Source organism: Acidovorax sp. GW821-FHT09B03 (assembly GCF_059418305.1).
Genome location: NZ_JBWKPP010000005.1, coordinates 305,430 through 319,961, shown reverse-complemented (window position 1 = coordinate 319,961; position 14,532 = coordinate 305,430). Strand labels below are relative to the sequence as shown.

Annotated in this window: 13 protein-coding genes; 7 read left to right on the top strand and 6 right to left on the bottom strand. The window is 68.4% G+C overall.

Annotated features, from left to right (window positions below):
• The first annotated feature begins 34 nt into the window (after positions 1 to 34).
• Together AC07PA_RS12425 and AC07PA_RS12420 are read left to right on the top strand one after the other, a co-directional pair.
• Positions 35 to 937, top strand: coding sequence for a LysR family transcriptional regulator (locus tag AC07PA_RS12425; RefSeq protein WP_494605716.1), 903 nt, complete (start codon positions 35 to 37; stop codon positions 935 to 937).
• A 126-nt stretch (positions 938 to 1,063) separates the two neighbouring features.
• Complete coding sequence (locus AC07PA_RS12420) at positions 1,064 to 1,915, top strand: hypothetical protein (RefSeq protein WP_494605714.1); 852 nt, start codon at positions 1,064 to 1,066, stop codon at positions 1,913 to 1,915.
• Positions 1,916 to 1,991: 76 nt separating this feature from the next.
• Here the strand turns inward: AC07PA_RS12420 and AC07PA_RS12415 are convergent, their stop codons facing one another.
• The 6 genes from AC07PA_RS12415 to AC07PA_RS12390 form a co-directional block, all read right to left on the bottom strand.
• Positions 1,992 to 2,930, bottom strand: coding sequence for a DMT family transporter (locus AC07PA_RS12415; RefSeq protein ID WP_494605712.1), 939 nt, complete (start codon positions 2,928 to 2,930; stop codon positions 1,992 to 1,994).
• 128 nt (positions 2,931 to 3,058) lie between these two features.
• Positions 3,059 to 4,351, bottom strand: coding sequence for a TRAP transporter large permease (locus AC07PA_RS12410; RefSeq protein ID WP_007853071.1), 1,293 nt, complete (start codon positions 4,349 to 4,351; stop codon positions 3,059 to 3,061).
• Positions 4,352 to 4,409: 58 nt separating this feature from the next.
• Positions 4,410 to 4,898: a TRAP transporter small permease gene (locus AC07PA_RS12405; RefSeq protein WP_007853074.1), complete on the bottom strand. Its 489-nt coding sequence runs from the start codon at positions 4,896 to 4,898 to the stop codon at positions 4,410 to 4,412.
• Between the two features lie 87 nt (positions 4,899 to 4,985).
• A complete protein-coding gene (locus AC07PA_RS12400) occupies positions 4,986 to 5,963 on the bottom strand; it encodes a TRAP transporter substrate-binding protein (RefSeq protein WP_494605710.1) in 978 nt (325 codons plus the stop codon).
• Between the two features lie 46 nt (positions 5,964 to 6,009).
• Positions 6,010 to 6,891 carry an SMP-30/gluconolactonase/LRE family protein gene (locus AC07PA_RS12395; RefSeq protein WP_494605708.1) on the bottom strand — a complete coding sequence of 294 codons (882 nt, stop codon included), beginning with the start codon at positions 6,889 to 6,891 and terminating at the stop codon, positions 6,010 to 6,012.
• An 11-nt stretch (positions 6,892 to 6,902) separates the two neighbouring features.
• Positions 6,903 to 7,721 carry an NAD-dependent epimerase/dehydratase family protein gene (locus tag AC07PA_RS12390; RefSeq protein ID WP_494605706.1) on the bottom strand — a complete coding sequence of 273 codons (819 nt, stop codon included), beginning with the start codon at positions 7,719 to 7,721 and terminating at the stop codon, positions 6,903 to 6,905.
• Positions 7,722 to 7,843: 122 nt separating this feature from the next.
• Here AC07PA_RS12390 and AC07PA_RS12385 point away from each other — a divergent pair, with 122 nt between their 5' ends.
• The 5 genes from AC07PA_RS12385 to AC07PA_RS12365 all read left to right on the top strand — a co-directional run bounded on the left by AC07PA_RS12385 (position 7,844) and on the right by AC07PA_RS12365 (position 14,532).
• Positions 7,844 to 8,569: a FadR/GntR family transcriptional regulator gene (locus tag AC07PA_RS12385; protein WP_007853081.1), complete on the top strand. Its 726-nt coding sequence runs from the start codon at positions 7,844 to 7,846 to the stop codon at positions 8,567 to 8,569.
• A 497-nt stretch (positions 8,570 to 9,066) separates the two neighbouring features.
• Positions 9,067 to 10,167, top strand: coding sequence for a porin (locus AC07PA_RS12380; RefSeq protein ID WP_494605703.1), 1,101 nt, complete (start codon positions 9,067 to 9,069; stop codon positions 10,165 to 10,167).
• 157 nt (positions 10,168 to 10,324) lie between these two features.
• Positions 10,325 to 11,764, top strand: coding sequence for an aldehyde dehydrogenase family protein (locus AC07PA_RS12375; protein WP_007853086.1), 1,440 nt, complete (start codon positions 10,325 to 10,327; stop codon positions 11,762 to 11,764).
• An 81-nt stretch (positions 11,765 to 11,845) separates the two neighbouring features.
• A complete protein-coding gene (locus AC07PA_RS12370; protein ID WP_494605701.1) occupies positions 11,846 to 12,202 on the top strand; it encodes a DUF2946 family protein in 357 nt (118 codons plus the stop codon).
• A gap of 119 nt (positions 12,203 to 12,321) precedes the next feature.
• Positions 12,322 to 14,532: a TonB-dependent receptor gene (locus tag AC07PA_RS12365; RefSeq protein ID WP_494605699.1), complete on the top strand. Its 2,211-nt coding sequence runs from the start codon at positions 12,322 to 12,324 to the stop codon at positions 14,530 to 14,532.

The following is a 14,532-nucleotide window of genomic DNA, read 5'->3' as shown; positions in this document are numbered from 1 at the left end:
CGCTACTCATGCCAATGCCCATCGGAGCCCCGCCATGAACCTGCAGCAGTTCGAGCATTTGCTCGCCGTGGCCGAGACCGGCTCCTTCAGCCGCGCGGCCGAGCAGCTGTACCTGACGCAACCCGCGCTCAGCCGCAGCATCCTGGCGATGGAGGACGAGCTGGGCGCCCCGCTCATCGAGCGCGCGGGCAAGCGCAAGGCGCTCACGCCGCTGGGCGTGCTGGTGGCGGCGCGGGCCCGGCGCATCGGGCTGGAGGTGTCGGAGCTCAAGCGCAGCGCCAGCCTGCTGGCGGGGCTGGAGATCGGCAGCGCCAAGCTCGGCCTGGGCCCGGCGCCCACGGCGATGCTGGCCGTGCCGCTGCTGCAGCACATGCTGGCGCAGCACCCGCGCATCCACATCCAGCTCTCCAGCGGGCCGGCCGAGCTGCAGCTGCAGAGCCTGCGCGCGCGCACGCTGGATGCGTTGGTAATCCACCGACGCACCCTGCCCCCGGCCGACGACCTGGGCGTGGAGCTGTTCCCCGACATGCGCCTGGGTTTTGTCTGCCGCAGCGGCCACCCCTTGCACGGCGCGGCCCAGGTGTCGTTTGCCCAGCTGCGCCAGTACCCGCTGGCCGGCACGGGCCTGAGCGACGAGGCCGTGCACAGCCTGAACGCCCACTTCGGGCGCACCGCGCACTTCAGCGAGGCTTTGCAGATCCAGTCGGACGAGGTGGCCTGCCTGCTCGACGTGGTGCGCACCACCGACGCCGTGTTCCTGGGCACCATCGAAGCCGCCCGCGCGCTCATCGACCAGGGCGAACTGGCCGAGCTGCGGCTGACCCGCCCGCTGCGGCTGACCTCGCAGTTCGCCTTTGTCACGCTGGAGGGCATATCGCAGGCGCCAGCGCTGAAAGTGGTGCGGGATTTCTGTGCGCAGCGGATGGGGGGCGGGTGAGGCGCTTAGTGCGCCTTTTGCCGCAACGTTGTTCACGGCGTGGCCGCCGTAAGATGCGCTGCGAAACCGGGCGCAACGCGTACAGCGCCGCCATCATCAACCTGCAGGTACAGACAAATGAACACCATGCGCCGCCTTATTGCAGCAGGCATTGCAGCCACCGTGGGCTGGAAAGGGGCTTGGGGCCAGAAGCCCGAAGAGCGCCCGCCCAGCGGCAAGGCCACGGCCCCGACGCCTGAACCACCATCGTCAGTACAGCCCCGCCACGTGCTGTGCTTCCTCGGAAAAAGCAGCAACCTGGCGCCATTGAAGGCCGCAGTGGCGGGCGCGGTGCGTGATTTCGCGACCGAGTTCAGTGCGGACGAGGACTACTCACTCTCCGAGCCCGACGGGCGCATGCAGCGGTCTTTCGAGGTGAACCGCGACCGGGTGGTACCCAATGCGTGGACAGCGGCGGACGAAAAGGCGGTCGCCAGCCACCGCTCCGTCCTCTACGTGCTGGGACCGCCCATGGACCGCAAAGACACGGTCAAGGTCTCGATGGCCGCACTGCAGCTGGTGGGTCGCGTGCTCGATGCCGGGGCGGTGGCCGCCAAGGGCGAAAGCGCAGGCGTCGCGCACGGGCTCGACCGCTGGCGGGAACTGGTGCGCCAGGGTGCCCAGGCCCAGCAGTCGGGCGACCTGCTGGCGCAGCAACGGGTGGGCCGCCTGGCCTTCGCCCGGCGCCCGATATCGGACAAGGGCTACCTGCAAAGCGTGGGGTTCCACCTGGTCGGCTTGCCGGAGGTGTATGCGCCGCAATCGCTTGGATCGGAGCTGCAGGTGGTGGCGCTGATGGATGCCGTAGCGGATGAGATGGCACAGCACGGGCTGGCGCAGGTGCTCCAGCAGCGTCGTGCTGCCCACACGCTCGCCTCCACGTATGAGGAGGACGATTTCAAGTTCAACCCCTATGGGATAGTCCACCTGCCCCGATAGCGCCCACCGGGGGCGGCGAGGCGCAGCACTGCGCATGGGAGCGCTCGCGGACCCAAGGCCACGCCCTTGGCCGCCCTCACTTCCCTGCCCCACCCGGCCCCGCATCGCGCGTCACCAGCCAGATGCCTGCGCACACCAGCACCAGCGCGACCAGGTTCTTCCACTCCAGCAGGGCCTCGCCCAGGAAGATGGCCGACAGGCCGGCGCCGAACACCGGCACGGTGAAGTTGAACACCGTGACCTGGCTCACGCGGTTGTGCTTGAGCAGCAGGCTCCACAGCGAGAAGGCGGCCGAGGACAGCAGGGCCAGGTACACCAGCAAGGCGGTGGATGCGGGGGTGAAGCCGGTGAGCGAGCCGCCCGCGCCCCAGCCCATGGCCAGCAGGGCCACGCCGCCGATGGCCAGTTGCCAGCCGGTCATGACGACCGAATCCATGCGCTGCGAGACCTGCTTGCCGTAAATGCTGGCGGCGGCCAGCACCAGGGCGGCCAGCACCACGAAGCCTTCGCCCAGCAGGGTGAAATCGAGGTCGAGCGTGCCACGGCCCAGGTTGACCACCATGACCCCGGCGAAGCCCACCACGCAGCCCCAGAGCTTGGCGTGGCTCAGGCGGTCGTTGTGGTACACCCAGTGCGCCAGCAGCACGCTGAAGAAGGTGCCGGTGGCGTTCATGATGGAGGCCTTGACCCCCGTGGTATGCGCCACGCCCACATAGAAGAACACGTACTGCAGCGCGGTCTGCGCCAGGCCCAGCACCACCAGCTGGCGCGGTGCGCCAGTGCCCAGGGCCACGATGCTGCGGCCGCTGGCGACGGCCCACGCGAGCAGGATCAAGCCGGCGCCCACGAAGCGCCAGCCGGCAAAGACGAGCTGGGTGGGCACGTCGCCCTTGGCGATGCCGAACCAGGCGTAGCCAGTCTTGATGGCGGGGTAGGAGCTGCCCCAGAGCAGGCAGCACAGCAGTGCCACGGCGACGAGGACCTTGCGGTCGGCAAAACGGGAAACAGCCCCCATGCGGAAATCTCTCAGTCAAAAAGGAAACGAGGCGCCCAAAGGCGCCTCATGGATGCTATCGATCAATCGGTCAGCAGTGCGAAAAAAAGACGCAGGAGACCCGGCCTCGCCGCCAGGCCCCCTGCGCTTCACCCACCACCCTTGAGGACCAGGTCCGGCAGCCACATGGAGAACTGCGGCACGTAGGTCACGAGCATCAGCGCCACGATGAGCGCGCTGTAGAACGGCCAGATGGTCTTCATCACCTCACCCACGGAGATGCCGCCGATGGTGCAGCCGATGAACTGCGTGGTGCCCACGGGCGGCGTGTTCAGGCCCAGCGCGCAGTTGATCAGGATCACGATGCCGAACTGCTCGGTGCTCATGCCGAACTGCTGGCAGATGGGCAGGAAGATCGGCGTGCAGATCAGGATGGTGGCCGCCATGTCGAGGAAGGTGCCCAGGATGAACAGGATGATGTTCACGCACAGGAAGATGACCCAGGGCGAGGTGCTCATGGACTTGAGCGCATCGCCCGTGAGCTCGGCCACGCCGTACAGGCCGATGAGGTAGCCGAACATGGACGAGATGCCGATCAGCAGCAGCACGGTGCCCGTGGTCTTGACGGCCTTGGACGCGGCCTTGAGGAACTGCTCGCGCGTGAGCTTCTTGTAGACGAAGACCGAGAGCACCAGCGCCCACAGCACCGCCACCGACGCCGACTCGGTGGCCGTGAACGCCCCCGACAGGATGCCCGCGATGATGATGACCACCACTGCCAGGCCGGGCACGGAGGCGCGGAACGAGATCCACACGATCTCCCAGCCGGGGAAGGTGCCGGCGGGGTAACCGCGCTTGACGGCCACGAGGTAGGCGGCTGCCAGGTTGCAGATGGTCAGCAGCAGCGCGGGCACGATGCCGGCGAGGATCAGCGCAGCGATGCTCACCTTGCCGCCGGCGGCCAGCGTGAAGATGATGAGGTTGTGCGAGGTGGGCATGAGCGCGCCCACCAGCGAAGCGTGCGTGGTCACGTTCACCGCGTAGTCGGTGTGGTAGCCCTCTTTCTTCATCTGCGGGATGAGCACGGCCCCCATGGCCGAGACGTCGGCCACGGGCGAGCCCGAGACGCCGCCGAACAGCGTGCAGGCGAGCACGTTGCTCATGCCCAGGCCGCCGCGCACGTGGCCGGCCACGCTCTTGGCGAAGTTGACGATGCGGTCGGCGATGCCGCCGTACATCATGATCTCACCGGCAAAGATGAAGAACGGGATGGCCAGGAACGAGAACGGGTTCATGCCCGAAATCATCTGCTGGAAGCCCACGGCCAGCGGCAGGCCTTCGTAGAGGATGGTGGCCAGCGAGGACAGGCCGATCGAGAAGGCCACGGGCACGCCCAGCAGCAGCAGAAGCGTGAAGGTCACGCAGAGGATGGTCAACGCCATGGTGGTGGAATCTTTGTAGGGACGTGAGGGTGCGAAAGAACGGCTCGGGGGCGGGGAATCAATGCCAGGCCGGCTCGACTTCCACGCCGCGCAGGATGGCGATGATGTGCTCCAGCGAGAACATGGCCACCAGCACGCCGGCCATGGCGGGAGGCACGTACTTGAAGGCTTCGGAGATGCCGAGCGTGGGGATCTTGTAGGGCGCGACCGACTCGGCCAGTACGCCGCAGTTCCAGGCCATGACGACGCCGAACAGCAGCACCAGCGCGTGGATCAGCAATTCGAGCTTGGTGCGCAGCCAGTCGGGCGCCAGCACCAGAAAGGATTCAAGGCCGATGTGGCCCGCATCGCGCACCCCCACGGCCATGCCTAGCATGGTCACGTAGAGCACGAGCAGCACGGCGCCGCTCTCGGCCCAGGTGGGCGTGTCGTTGAACACATAGCGGCCGATGACCTGGTAGAGCACGGCGCAGACCAGGAGGACCAGACCTCCCACGCCGAGCTGCAGGCAGGTGCGCGCGATGAAAGCGCAGAGTCGCGTGTACATAGTGGACATTCAATAACAACAACTGGAAAGGGGCAGGCGGCGGGCGCTTGCGTCCCGGTACCGCCTGCCCTCAGGGCTCTGCTTTTTTTACTGCACGGCGTCGATGCGCTTGACCATGTCCTGCAGCTTGGGGTCCTTGAGGAACTTGTCGTACACCGGTTTCATGGCGGTCTTGAAGGCGACCTTGTCGATCTCCACGATCTGCGCGCCGCCGGCCTTCACGGTGGCCAGGGATTTCTCTTCGCGCTCGTCCCAGATCTTGCGCATGAAGCCCACCGACTCCTTGGCCGCGGCGCGGATGGCCTTTTGCTCATCGGCGCTCAGGGTGTCCCACACGCGCTTGCTGAACAGCAGGATCTCGGGCGCCATCGAGTGCTCGGTCTTGTTGAAGTACTTGGCGACTTCGAAGTGGCGCGAGCTCTCGTAGCTGGGGTAATTGTTCTCGGCGGCGTCCACCAGGCCGGTCTTGAGCGCGGTGTAGACCTCGCCGAAGGGCATGGGGGTGGCATTGGCGCCCATGGCTTCGAGCAGCGAGACCCACAGGTCGCTCTGCTGCACGCGCACCTTCAGGCCCTTGACGTCGGCCAGGGTCTTGACGGGCTTCTTGACGGTGTAGATCGAGCGTGCGCCGCTGTCGTAGAAGGCCAGGCCCACGAAGCCCTGCGATTCGCAGTCCTTCAGGATCTCGTCGCCGATGGCGCCGTCGAGCACCTTGCGCATGTGTTCCTTGTCGCGGAACAGGAAGGGCATGGTGGGCACCATGGTGGCGGGGCAGATGTTGTTCATGGGCGCGACGTTCACGCGCGTCATGGCGATGGCGCCCAGCTTGGTCTGCTCGATGGTGTCCTTCTCGATGCCCAGGGACCCCTTGGCGTAGACCTTGATGCTGTGCTTGCCGCCCGTGGCCTTGGACAGCGTCTCGCCCATGTGGCGCACGGCCAGCACGGTGGGGTAGTCCTCGGGGTGGATGTCCGACGAGCGGAATTCGGTGGCCTGCGCGGCCAGGCTGCCCAGCAGCATGCCGGCGGCCAGCGCCACGCGGCCAAAGAGGTGGGGAACGTTCATGGTGGTTGTCTCCTGGGTTGAAAGGGGGTATGCGGTGCTGCGCTGCTCAGGCAGCGCTGTACGGGGCTTCTGCGAGCCCGCGCACGCCGGGGCGGGCCACGAAGACCGCGCCGCCGTGGGCAATGTCGTTGCCCTGCGGCTGGCCGGGGCGGATGGAGGTGATGAACAGCAGGTCCAGGTCGGGCCCGCCGAAGCTGCACATCGAGGGCTTGCTGACCGGCACGCTGAGCGAGCGGTCGAGCACGCCCTCGGGCGTGAAGCGGTGCACCACGCCGGCATCGTTGCCGCAGATCCAGTAGCAGCCGTCGGTGTCGATGGCGCCGCCATCGGGCCGGCCGGGCAGCTCGCGCATGTCCACGAACAGGCGCCGGGGGCCCAGGCTGCCATCGTCGTGCAGGTCCAGCGTCCAGACTTTCTGCACACTGGGGTGGCTGTCGCTCAGGTACATGGTGGCGCCGTCGGGGCTGAAGGCCAGGCCGTTCTGCGTGACCAGGCCTTCGACCTGGGGCACGGACAGGCCGCGCGCATCCTGGCGGTACAGGCCGCCAGCCGGCTGGGCGAGCGACATGTCGCGCACCATGGTGCCGGCCCAGAAGCGCCCCTGGCGGTCGCAGCGGCCATCGTTGAAGCGCATGCCGTCCTGCGGGTGCTGCACGGCCGAGATGGGGGTGCAGGCCAGCGTGCCGTCATCGGCCGGGCGCAGGTGAAAGAGGCCGGTGTCCATGCCGGCGATGAGGCCGCCGTCGGCATGCAGGGCGATGCAGGCCAGGCGCTCGGGCGTGGCCCAGCTGGTCAGTTGGCGGTCGGCCCAGCGCAGGCGGCGCAGCGCGCGGCCTTCGATGTCCACCCAGTACAGCGCCTGTTCGGTGACAGACCACAGCGGGCTCTCGCCCACCTGGTCGCGGTGGTCGGGCAACAGCAGTTCCATGGCGGGGGTGCTCACTCGAAGGGACCGGTGCGCACGAAGGGGCCACCCTGGTAGATGACGGCCGGGTCGGAGAGGTCGGGCGACGGGTCGGCCGCCTCCACCTTGGCGCGGAAGGGCTCGGAGCTGTCCTGTGGCCGGTAGCCGATGTGGCGCGCCAGGGTGTTGTCCCACCAGGTGGTGGTGTTGTCGCCCATGCCGTAGATGGTGCTGTGGCCCACCACGGGCGCGGTGAGGCTGGCGACGACCAGGCGTTCCAGGTCGTCGTAGCTCATCCAGGTGGCGAGCATGCGGCGGTTGCGCGGCTCGGGGAAGGAGGAGCCGATGCGCAGGCACACGGTCTCGATGCCGTAGCGGTCGAAGTAAAAGCGCGACAGGTCTTCGCCGAAGGCCTTGGACAGGCCGTACAGGCCGTCCGGCCGGGCCGGGTCCTTGAGGCCCACGACCTCGTCCTGGCGGTAGAAGCCGGTGACGTGGTTGCTGCTGGCAAAAATCACGCGCTTGACGCCCTGCTTGCGCGCGGCTTCGTACAGGTTGTACGCGCCGACGATGTTGGCCGGCAGGATGGCGTCCCAGGGTTGTTCGGTGGACACGCCACCCAGGTGCACCACGGCGTCCACGCCGGCCAGCAGTTCGTGGATGGCGGCGGCGTCTTCCAGCTTGGCGGGGCGCACTTCCTCGCCGGCGGCCTCGGCACCCAGTTCGGCGATGTCGGACAGGCGCAAAGTGGTGCAGTAGGCCTTCAGACGGGTGCGCAGCTCACGGCCCAGACCGCCGGCGGCACCGGTGAGCAGCAGGCGGTTGAATCGGATCGGTGTCGGGTGACAAGGCATGGAAATTCGGAATGTTCTTGGTACAGTGGCGGTATGCTTCGTTGCACGTCATCAGTTGTCGTACAACGCGAATGCAATGTACTCCCAAGCGCCCCCCGATCACATAGGGATAACACCGAGAAATGAACACCGCCATCGCCCTTCGCCGCAAGCCCCGCACCCTGGCCCTGGAGCTGGTTGAATCCCTGGGCGACCGCATCCGCGACGGGCGCCTGGCGCTGGGCGACAAGCTGCCCACGGAGGCGGCGATCATGGCCGAGTTCGAGGTCAGCCGCACCGTGGTGCGCGAGGCGATCTCCAAGCTGCAGGCCTCGGGTCTGGTGGAAACGCGCCACGGCATCGGCACCTTCGTGCTGGGCCTGGGGCAGGCGCCGGGCTTCAAGATCACCCCCGACCAGTTCAGCACGCTGCGCGACGTGATCGCCGTGCTGGAGCTGCGCATAGGCGTCGAGACCGAGGCCGCCGCGCTGGCCGCGCAGCGCCGCACCGACGCCAACATCGCCGCCATGCGCGTGGCGCTGGATGCCGTGACCAAGGCCGTGGACGAAGGGCGCGACGCCGTGGCGTCGGACTTCCAGTTCCACCTGGAGATCGCGCGCGCCACGCAGAACAGCCATTTCGCCGAGCTGATGGGCACGCTGGGCAGCATGATCATCCCGCGCGCGCGGCTCGAGGCCGGCGACAGCCAGAGCGACCTGCGCCAGTACTTGCGCCGCGTGAACGGCGAGCACGAGAGCATCTACGACGCCATCGTCGGCCAGGACCCCGATGGCGCGCGCGCGGCCATGCGCACCCACCTGGCCAACAGCCGCGAGCGGCGTCGCCGCGCCCAGGCCGAGGCCGGCTGACCCCCGGGGGCCTGGCCCCCGCCCCCCTCACCCTGCTCCACTGCTTCCTCGGAGCGCGGCCCCTCGGGCCGTGTCCGTACTAACCCGAAGCCATGACTTCGCATTTTGTTGTACGATGACATACAACAAATCACCGCGTTGTGTCCGCTGCCCCGGCCCCGAAGCCCTGGCGCGCCCCAGCGCACGCCTTATTGCCTGGGAGTTTTTGTCCAATGACCCCACCGAAATGCGCGCCGCCGACCGGCATGGGACCTTGTGAGGTCAGACATCTGCCGGACTCCCCGGCGGCCCCGGTAGCCGCGGCCGGCTGAGCGCCGCGGAGCCCCACCGCCCGCGGGTCGACCCCGCACCACCGCCAACACCCGATACCGCGCTGCGCCGTACCGGCGCAGTGCCCTGCCCATTCACCCGAGGAGCCCGCCCGCCCCATCCATTCCATCCCCGCTTTCATCAACCCTGAAGAAAACAAGAGACGAGAACGAGAGAGAGACAAAACCATGACGAAGAAGACGCAAATTTCCCACCTGTCCCTGGCCGCCTGCGCGGCGCTGCTGGCCGCTGCGCCGGCCGCCCAGGCCCAGTCGAGCGTGACGCTGTTCACCCTGGTCGACCTCAACGTCAGCCACTACAGCGCGGGCTCGCGCTCGGGCGGCGGCAGCGTGACCTCGATGAACGACGGCACGACCAACGGCCTGAACGGTTCGCGCTGGGGCATCCGCACCGTGGAGGACCTAGGCGGCGGCCTGAAGGCCGGCGTGCTGCTGGAAAACGGCTTCAATGCCGACAACGGCACCTTCGGCCAGGGCGGCCGCGCCTTCGGTCGCCAGGGCTTCGTGTGGCTGTCATCGTCCACGGTGGGCGAGTTGCGCCTGGGCCGCCAGTACATCCTGGAAGATTCGGTCATGGGCCTGAGCAACCCCTTCACCAACGCCCTGACGCTGAATCCCGGCACCGGCGTGACCAACGCCGGCAAGGCCTTGCCGCTGTGGCTCAACGCGCCGCGCGCCGACAATGTGCTGCAGGTGCAGACCGTCAACTACAGCGGCTTCCAGGCAGCGGCCCAGGTGGCGCCCGGCGAGGGCACGGCCGACCGCTTCTACGGCATCAAGCTCAGCTACGGCCAGGGCCCGTTCAACAGCGCGCTGTCGTACGAGTGGAACCGCTCGCGCACCACGGGCGACAACGTGAACAAGTCGCTCACGGTGGCGGCCAACTACAACTTCGGCGTGGTCAAGGTGCTGGGCGGCGTGCAGCGCAACCGCGACCTGGCCACCACCTCGGTGAACGGCGCCTTCACGGGCAACAACCTGACCGTGACCGGCACCAGCACCTTCGCCATGGACCGCAGCGACGGCACCACCATCGGCGTGGAGGTGCCCGTGGGCTCCTTCGTGCTGCTGGGCGCCAACTACACGCGTGTGAAGTACGCCAACGCGGCCGGCCAGAACGACACCCTGGGCAAGGTCGCCGTGGGTGCGCGCTACGCGCTGTCCAAGAACACCTTCCTGTATGCGTCGGCCTCGCAATCGACCGGCGGACTCAAGGATTTCATCAGTCAGAAGAGCGTCACGCAGGTCGGCGTGCGCACGGCTTTCTAAGGCACGCCAGAATGGGTCCCCTGCCACCGCACACCGGCAACCGCTGCACAATGCACTGCTCCGCGCAGGCGCCTTGTTGCTGCGGCCAGGCCCGTGCGGCGGGCCGGCGGCCTGTTCGGCACCGTTGCCACCACTTTCCCACTACCTGCACCACACCATGCATGCAAACCTGATTGGCGGAACCTGGACCGAAGGCGTCCGCGGCTACCGCAACACCAACCCCTCGGACACCCGCGACGTGATCGGCGACTACGCCGTGGCCAGCCGCGAGCAGGCGCTGGAGGCCGTGTCGGCAGCGCACGCGGCCTTCCCGGCGTGGAGCCTGTCAACCCCGCAGCAGCGCTTCGACGTGCTCGATGCCGTGGGCAACGAGATCATCGCGCGCAAGGCCGAGCTCGGTGACCTGCTGGCCCGCGAAGAGGGCAAGACCCTGCCCGAGGCGATTGGCGAAGTGGGCCGTGCGGCCGCCATCTTCAAGTTCTTCGCCGGCGAGGCGCTGCGCCCCGGCGGCGAGGTGCTGCCCTCGGTGCGCCCCGGCGTGGGCATCGAGATCACGCGCGAGCCCCTGGGCGTGATCGGCATCATCACGCCGTGGAACTTCCCCATCGCCATCCCGGCCTGGAAGATCGCGCCGGCCCTGGCCTACGGCAACTGCGTGGTGTTCAAGCCCGCCGAGGTGGTGCCCGGCTCCGCCTGGGCGCTGGCCGACATCCTGCACCGCGCGGGCCTGCCGGCCGGCGTGTTCAACCTGGTGATGGGCCGTGGCTCGGACGTGGGCCAGGTGCTGCTCGAAGACGAGCGCATTGCCGGGGTGAGCTTCACCGGATCGGTGGGCACGGGCCAGCGCGTGGCGGCGGCCTGCGTGCCGCGCGGCGCCAAGGTGCAGCTCGAAATGGGCGGCAAGAACCCCTTCGTGGTGCTCGACGACGCCGACCTGGCCGTGGCCGTGGGCGCTGCCGTCAACAGCGGCTTCTTCTCCACCGGCCAGCGCTGCACGGCCAGCAGCCGCGTGATCGTGACCGAAGGCATCCACGACCGCTTCGTGGCCGCCGTGATCGAGAAGATGAAGACCCTGAAGGTGGACGACGCACGCAAGGCCGGCACCGACATCGGCCCCGTGGTGGACGACCGCCAGCTGGCGCAGGACCTGGAGTACATCGGCATCGGCCAGCAGGAAGGCGCCAAGCTTGCCTTTGGCGGCGAAGCCCTGGAGAAGAACGCCGACGGCGCACCCGGCTTCTACCTGCGCCCGGCCCTGTTCACCGAGACCACGCCCGGCATGCGCATCAACCGCGAAGAGATCTTCGGCCCCGTGGTGAGCGTGCAGCGCGTGAAGAACTACGAGGAAGCGCTGGCCCTGGCCAACGACACCCCGTTCGGCCTGGCCAGCGGCATCGCCACGACCAGCCTCAAGCACGCCACGCACTTCAAGCGCCACGCCCAGGCCGGCATGGTGATGGTGAACCTGCCCACGGCCGGCGTGGACTACCACGTACCGTTCGGTGGCCGCAAGAGCAGCAGCTACGGCCCACGCGAGCAGGGCCGCTATGCCGCAGAGTTCTACACCACGGTGAAGACGGCGTACACGCAGGCCTGATCCGTCCTGGCTTGACGCACAGCAATCGGGCGCCTTGGGCGCCCGATTGCTTTTGGCGGCTTGCCTGCATAATTGCGCCCCATGCACGCCCTCCGAACCTTTGCCGCTCTGCGCCTCCTGGTGCTGGCCTGGTTCATGGCGTCCATGGGCGTGGCCATTGCCGCGCCGCTCGTGAACCCGCAGCCCATCGAGGTGATCTGCTCGGGCGCGGGCACCATCAAGCTGCTGGTGCAGACCGATGATGGCACCGTGGAGATGGGCAGCATGGGCATGGACTGCCCGCTGTGCTCCATCGCCAGCGCCCCGCCCCCGGTGGCCCTGGCCGCCCTTTCCCTGCCCCAGCCCCTGGCACATGCCCTGCAGCCCGTGGAGGCGGCGCGCATTGCAGCCATCACCGCAGCGCCCCTGCCCGCGCGCGGGCCCCCGGCTTCTCTCTGATCTGACCGCCGCACGTGTGGCCCCGGCCCTCCCGGGGCTGCGCGGCTTTCCCGTCGTCCGTGCCGCGCACGGCGCGCACCTACAGCCAGGTGCCATGCCGTCTGCCAGAGAGTTTTGCCATGTCCCGTTCCCTTTTGGCCGGTGCTGCCGCGCCCGCCCGCTTCTTTCCTCTGTCGCCCTTGTGCACAGCCATCCTGGCCCTGGTGCCCCTGGCCGCCACGGCGCAGACGCCCACCCTGCAATCGGTGGACGTGGTCGATACCGCTGCCCAGCCCAATGGCCGGTTGCAGCTCGATGCGCCGGTGGCCACCGGCAGCCGCCTGGGCCTGACGGCGCGCGAGACGCCGGCCTCGGTGACCCTGGTGGACCGCGCCACCATCGACGCGCGCGGCGCGCAGGACACGCAGGAGATCCTGCGCGCCGTGCCCGGCGTCAGCGCGCACAACGCGCCCGGCTCCATGGCCGCCAGCTACCGCGGCTTCACCGCCAACTCGGTGGCCCAGCTGTACAACGGCATCAACCCGCAGTACGGCAGCGCCACGCGCGCGGTGGACAGCTGGATCTACGACCGCGTGGAGGCCATCGGCGGGGCGTCGAGCTTTCTCTACGGCTCGGGCGGCGTGGGCGGCTCGATCAACTACATCACCAAGACGGCCGAGCGCGGTAATTTCGCCGAGGGCCAGGTGCGCGCAGGCTCCTACGGGCTCAAGGAAGTCTCCGTGGGGTTGAACCGGCAGATCGCAGGTAGCGCGGGCAGCGCCGACAGCAGCGAAGGGGCCGGCCCCGCGCACTTCGCGCGCATCGACCTGAACCACCGCAACGCGGGCAGCTGGACCACGGGCACCAAGACCCAGGCCACGCAACTGGCCACCTCGCTGCTGTCGGACCTGGGCGGTGGCTTCACGCACACCCTGGCCTATGAGTACCAGAAGGACCATGTGGACCGGCCTTACTGGGGCACGCCGGTGCTCAACCCGGCCGTGGGCGCGCTGCGCATCGATCCGGCCACGCGCTTTGCCAACTACAACAGCGCCGACGGCCTGTACGAGCACCGCGCGCAGTGGCTGCGCTCGGTGGCCCAGTGGCGCGTGTCCGATGCGCTGCAGCTGCGCAACACCTTCTACGCCTACGACGCGCTGCGCGACTACCGCAACGTGGAGATCTACACCTTCAACGCCGCCAACACCGCCGTGACGCGCACCTCGCCCTTCCTGCAGCGCCACGACCAGACGCTGCTGGGCAACCGCATCGAAGGCACGTACCAGGGCCAGTTGGCGGGCCGCAAAAGCGACTGGGCCTTCGGCCTGGACGTGAGCGTGAACAAGCAGACGCGCTTTCCGCAAAGCCTCTCCACCGCCGTCAGCACAGCGAACCCCACCCAGTTCACGACCGAGAACTTCTTCGACATCCCGGGCACCTCGCCGGTCTACAGCGCCGACAAGGACAACAAGGCCACGACCACCGCCCTGTACCTGGAGAACCGCACGGCGCTGGTGCCCGGGCTGAACCTGGTCACCGCGCTGCGCCACGAACGCATCGGCCTGGACCTGGTGAACCGCCGCGCCGTGACGGCCACCGCGCCCGCCACCTTCAGCCGCGACTACCACCCCACCACGGGCCGCCTGGGCGTGGTGTGGGACATCGCGCCCGGCGCCAGCCTGTACGCCCAGGCCTCGAACGCGGCCGACCCGCCTTCGGGCTCGCTGGCCTCGGCCTCCTTTGCCGACGTGCGCAACAACAGCGAGCTGACCACCGGCCGCCAGGTCGAGCTGGGCAGCAAGTTCGACTTCTGGGACGGCAAGGGCAGTGCCACCGTGGCGGTGTACGAGATCCGGCGAAAGAACATCGCCTCGCAGGACCCGGCCAACCCCAACCTCACGCTGCTGGTGGGCGAGCAGTCCTCGAGCGGCGTGGAGCTGTCGGCCGGCCTGCGCCCCAGCGCGCAGTGGCAGCTGCAGGGTAACCTGGCGCTCACGCGTGCGCGCTACGAGAACTTCGTGCAGGGCGGCGTGTCCATGGCGGGCAAGGTGCCGGCCCTGGTGCCGCAGGCCGTGGCCAACCTTTGGGTGTCGTACGCTGTCACGCCCACCGTCACGGCCAGCGCGGGGCTGCGCCATGTGGGCAAGGTGTATGGCAACGCGGCCAACTCGAAATACTGGCCGTCGTACACCCTGCTCGACCTGGGCCTGGGCTGGAAGCTCGGCCCCGCCACCACGCTCACCGCGCGCATCCGCAACGCCACCGACCGCACCTACGCGGCCGAGGTGCGCGACCAGGTCTACCTGGGTGCGCCGCGCACGGCGGACCTCACGCTGCACACCGCGTTCTAA

What these genes read in the sequence shown, in the direction of transcription:
- AC07PA_RS12420 (WP_494605714.1), top strand. Translation starts at nt 1,064, where the DNA reads ATGCGCCGCCTTATTGCAGCAGGCATTGCAGCCACCGTGGGCTGGAAA.
- AC07PA_RS12405 (WP_007853074.1), bottom strand. Translation starts at nt 4,898, where the DNA reads ATGTACACGCGACTCTGCGCTTTCATCGCGCGCACCTGCCTGCAGCTC.
- AC07PA_RS12365 (WP_494605699.1), top strand. Translation starts at nt 12,322, where the DNA reads ATGTCCCGTTCCCTTTTGGCCGGTGCTGCCGCGCCCGCCCGCTTCTTT.
- AC07PA_RS12410 (WP_007853071.1), bottom strand. Translation starts at nt 4,351, where the DNA reads ATGGCGTTGACCATCCTCTGCGTGACCTTCACGCTTCTGCTGCTGCTG.
- AC07PA_RS12400 (WP_494605710.1), bottom strand. Translation starts at nt 5,963, where the DNA reads ATGAACGTTCCCCACCTCTTTGGCCGCGTGGCGCTGGCCGCCGGCATG.
- AC07PA_RS12415 (WP_494605712.1), bottom strand. Translation starts at nt 2,930, where the DNA reads ATGGGGGCTGTTTCCCGTTTTGCCGACCGCAAGGTCCTCGTCGCCGTG.
- AC07PA_RS12390 (WP_494605706.1), bottom strand. Translation starts at nt 7,721, where the DNA reads ATGCCTTGTCACCCGACACCGATCCGATTCAACCGCCTGCTGCTCACC.
- AC07PA_RS12380 (WP_494605703.1), top strand. Translation starts at nt 9,067, where the DNA reads ATGACGAAGAAGACGCAAATTTCCCACCTGTCCCTGGCCGCCTGCGCG.
- AC07PA_RS12370 (WP_494605701.1), top strand. Translation starts at nt 11,846, where the DNA reads ATGCACGCCCTCCGAACCTTTGCCGCTCTGCGCCTCCTGGTGCTGGCC.
- AC07PA_RS12395 (WP_494605708.1), bottom strand. Translation starts at nt 6,891, where the DNA reads ATGGAACTGCTGTTGCCCGACCACCGCGACCAGGTGGGCGAGAGCCCG.
- AC07PA_RS12425 (WP_494605716.1), top strand. Translation starts at nt 35, where the DNA reads ATGAACCTGCAGCAGTTCGAGCATTTGCTCGCCGTGGCCGAGACCGGC.
- AC07PA_RS12375 (WP_007853086.1), top strand. Translation starts at nt 10,325, where the DNA reads ATGCATGCAAACCTGATTGGCGGAACCTGGACCGAAGGCGTCCGCGGC.
- AC07PA_RS12385 (WP_007853081.1), top strand. Translation starts at nt 7,844, where the DNA reads ATGAACACCGCCATCGCCCTTCGCCGCAAGCCCCGCACCCTGGCCCTG.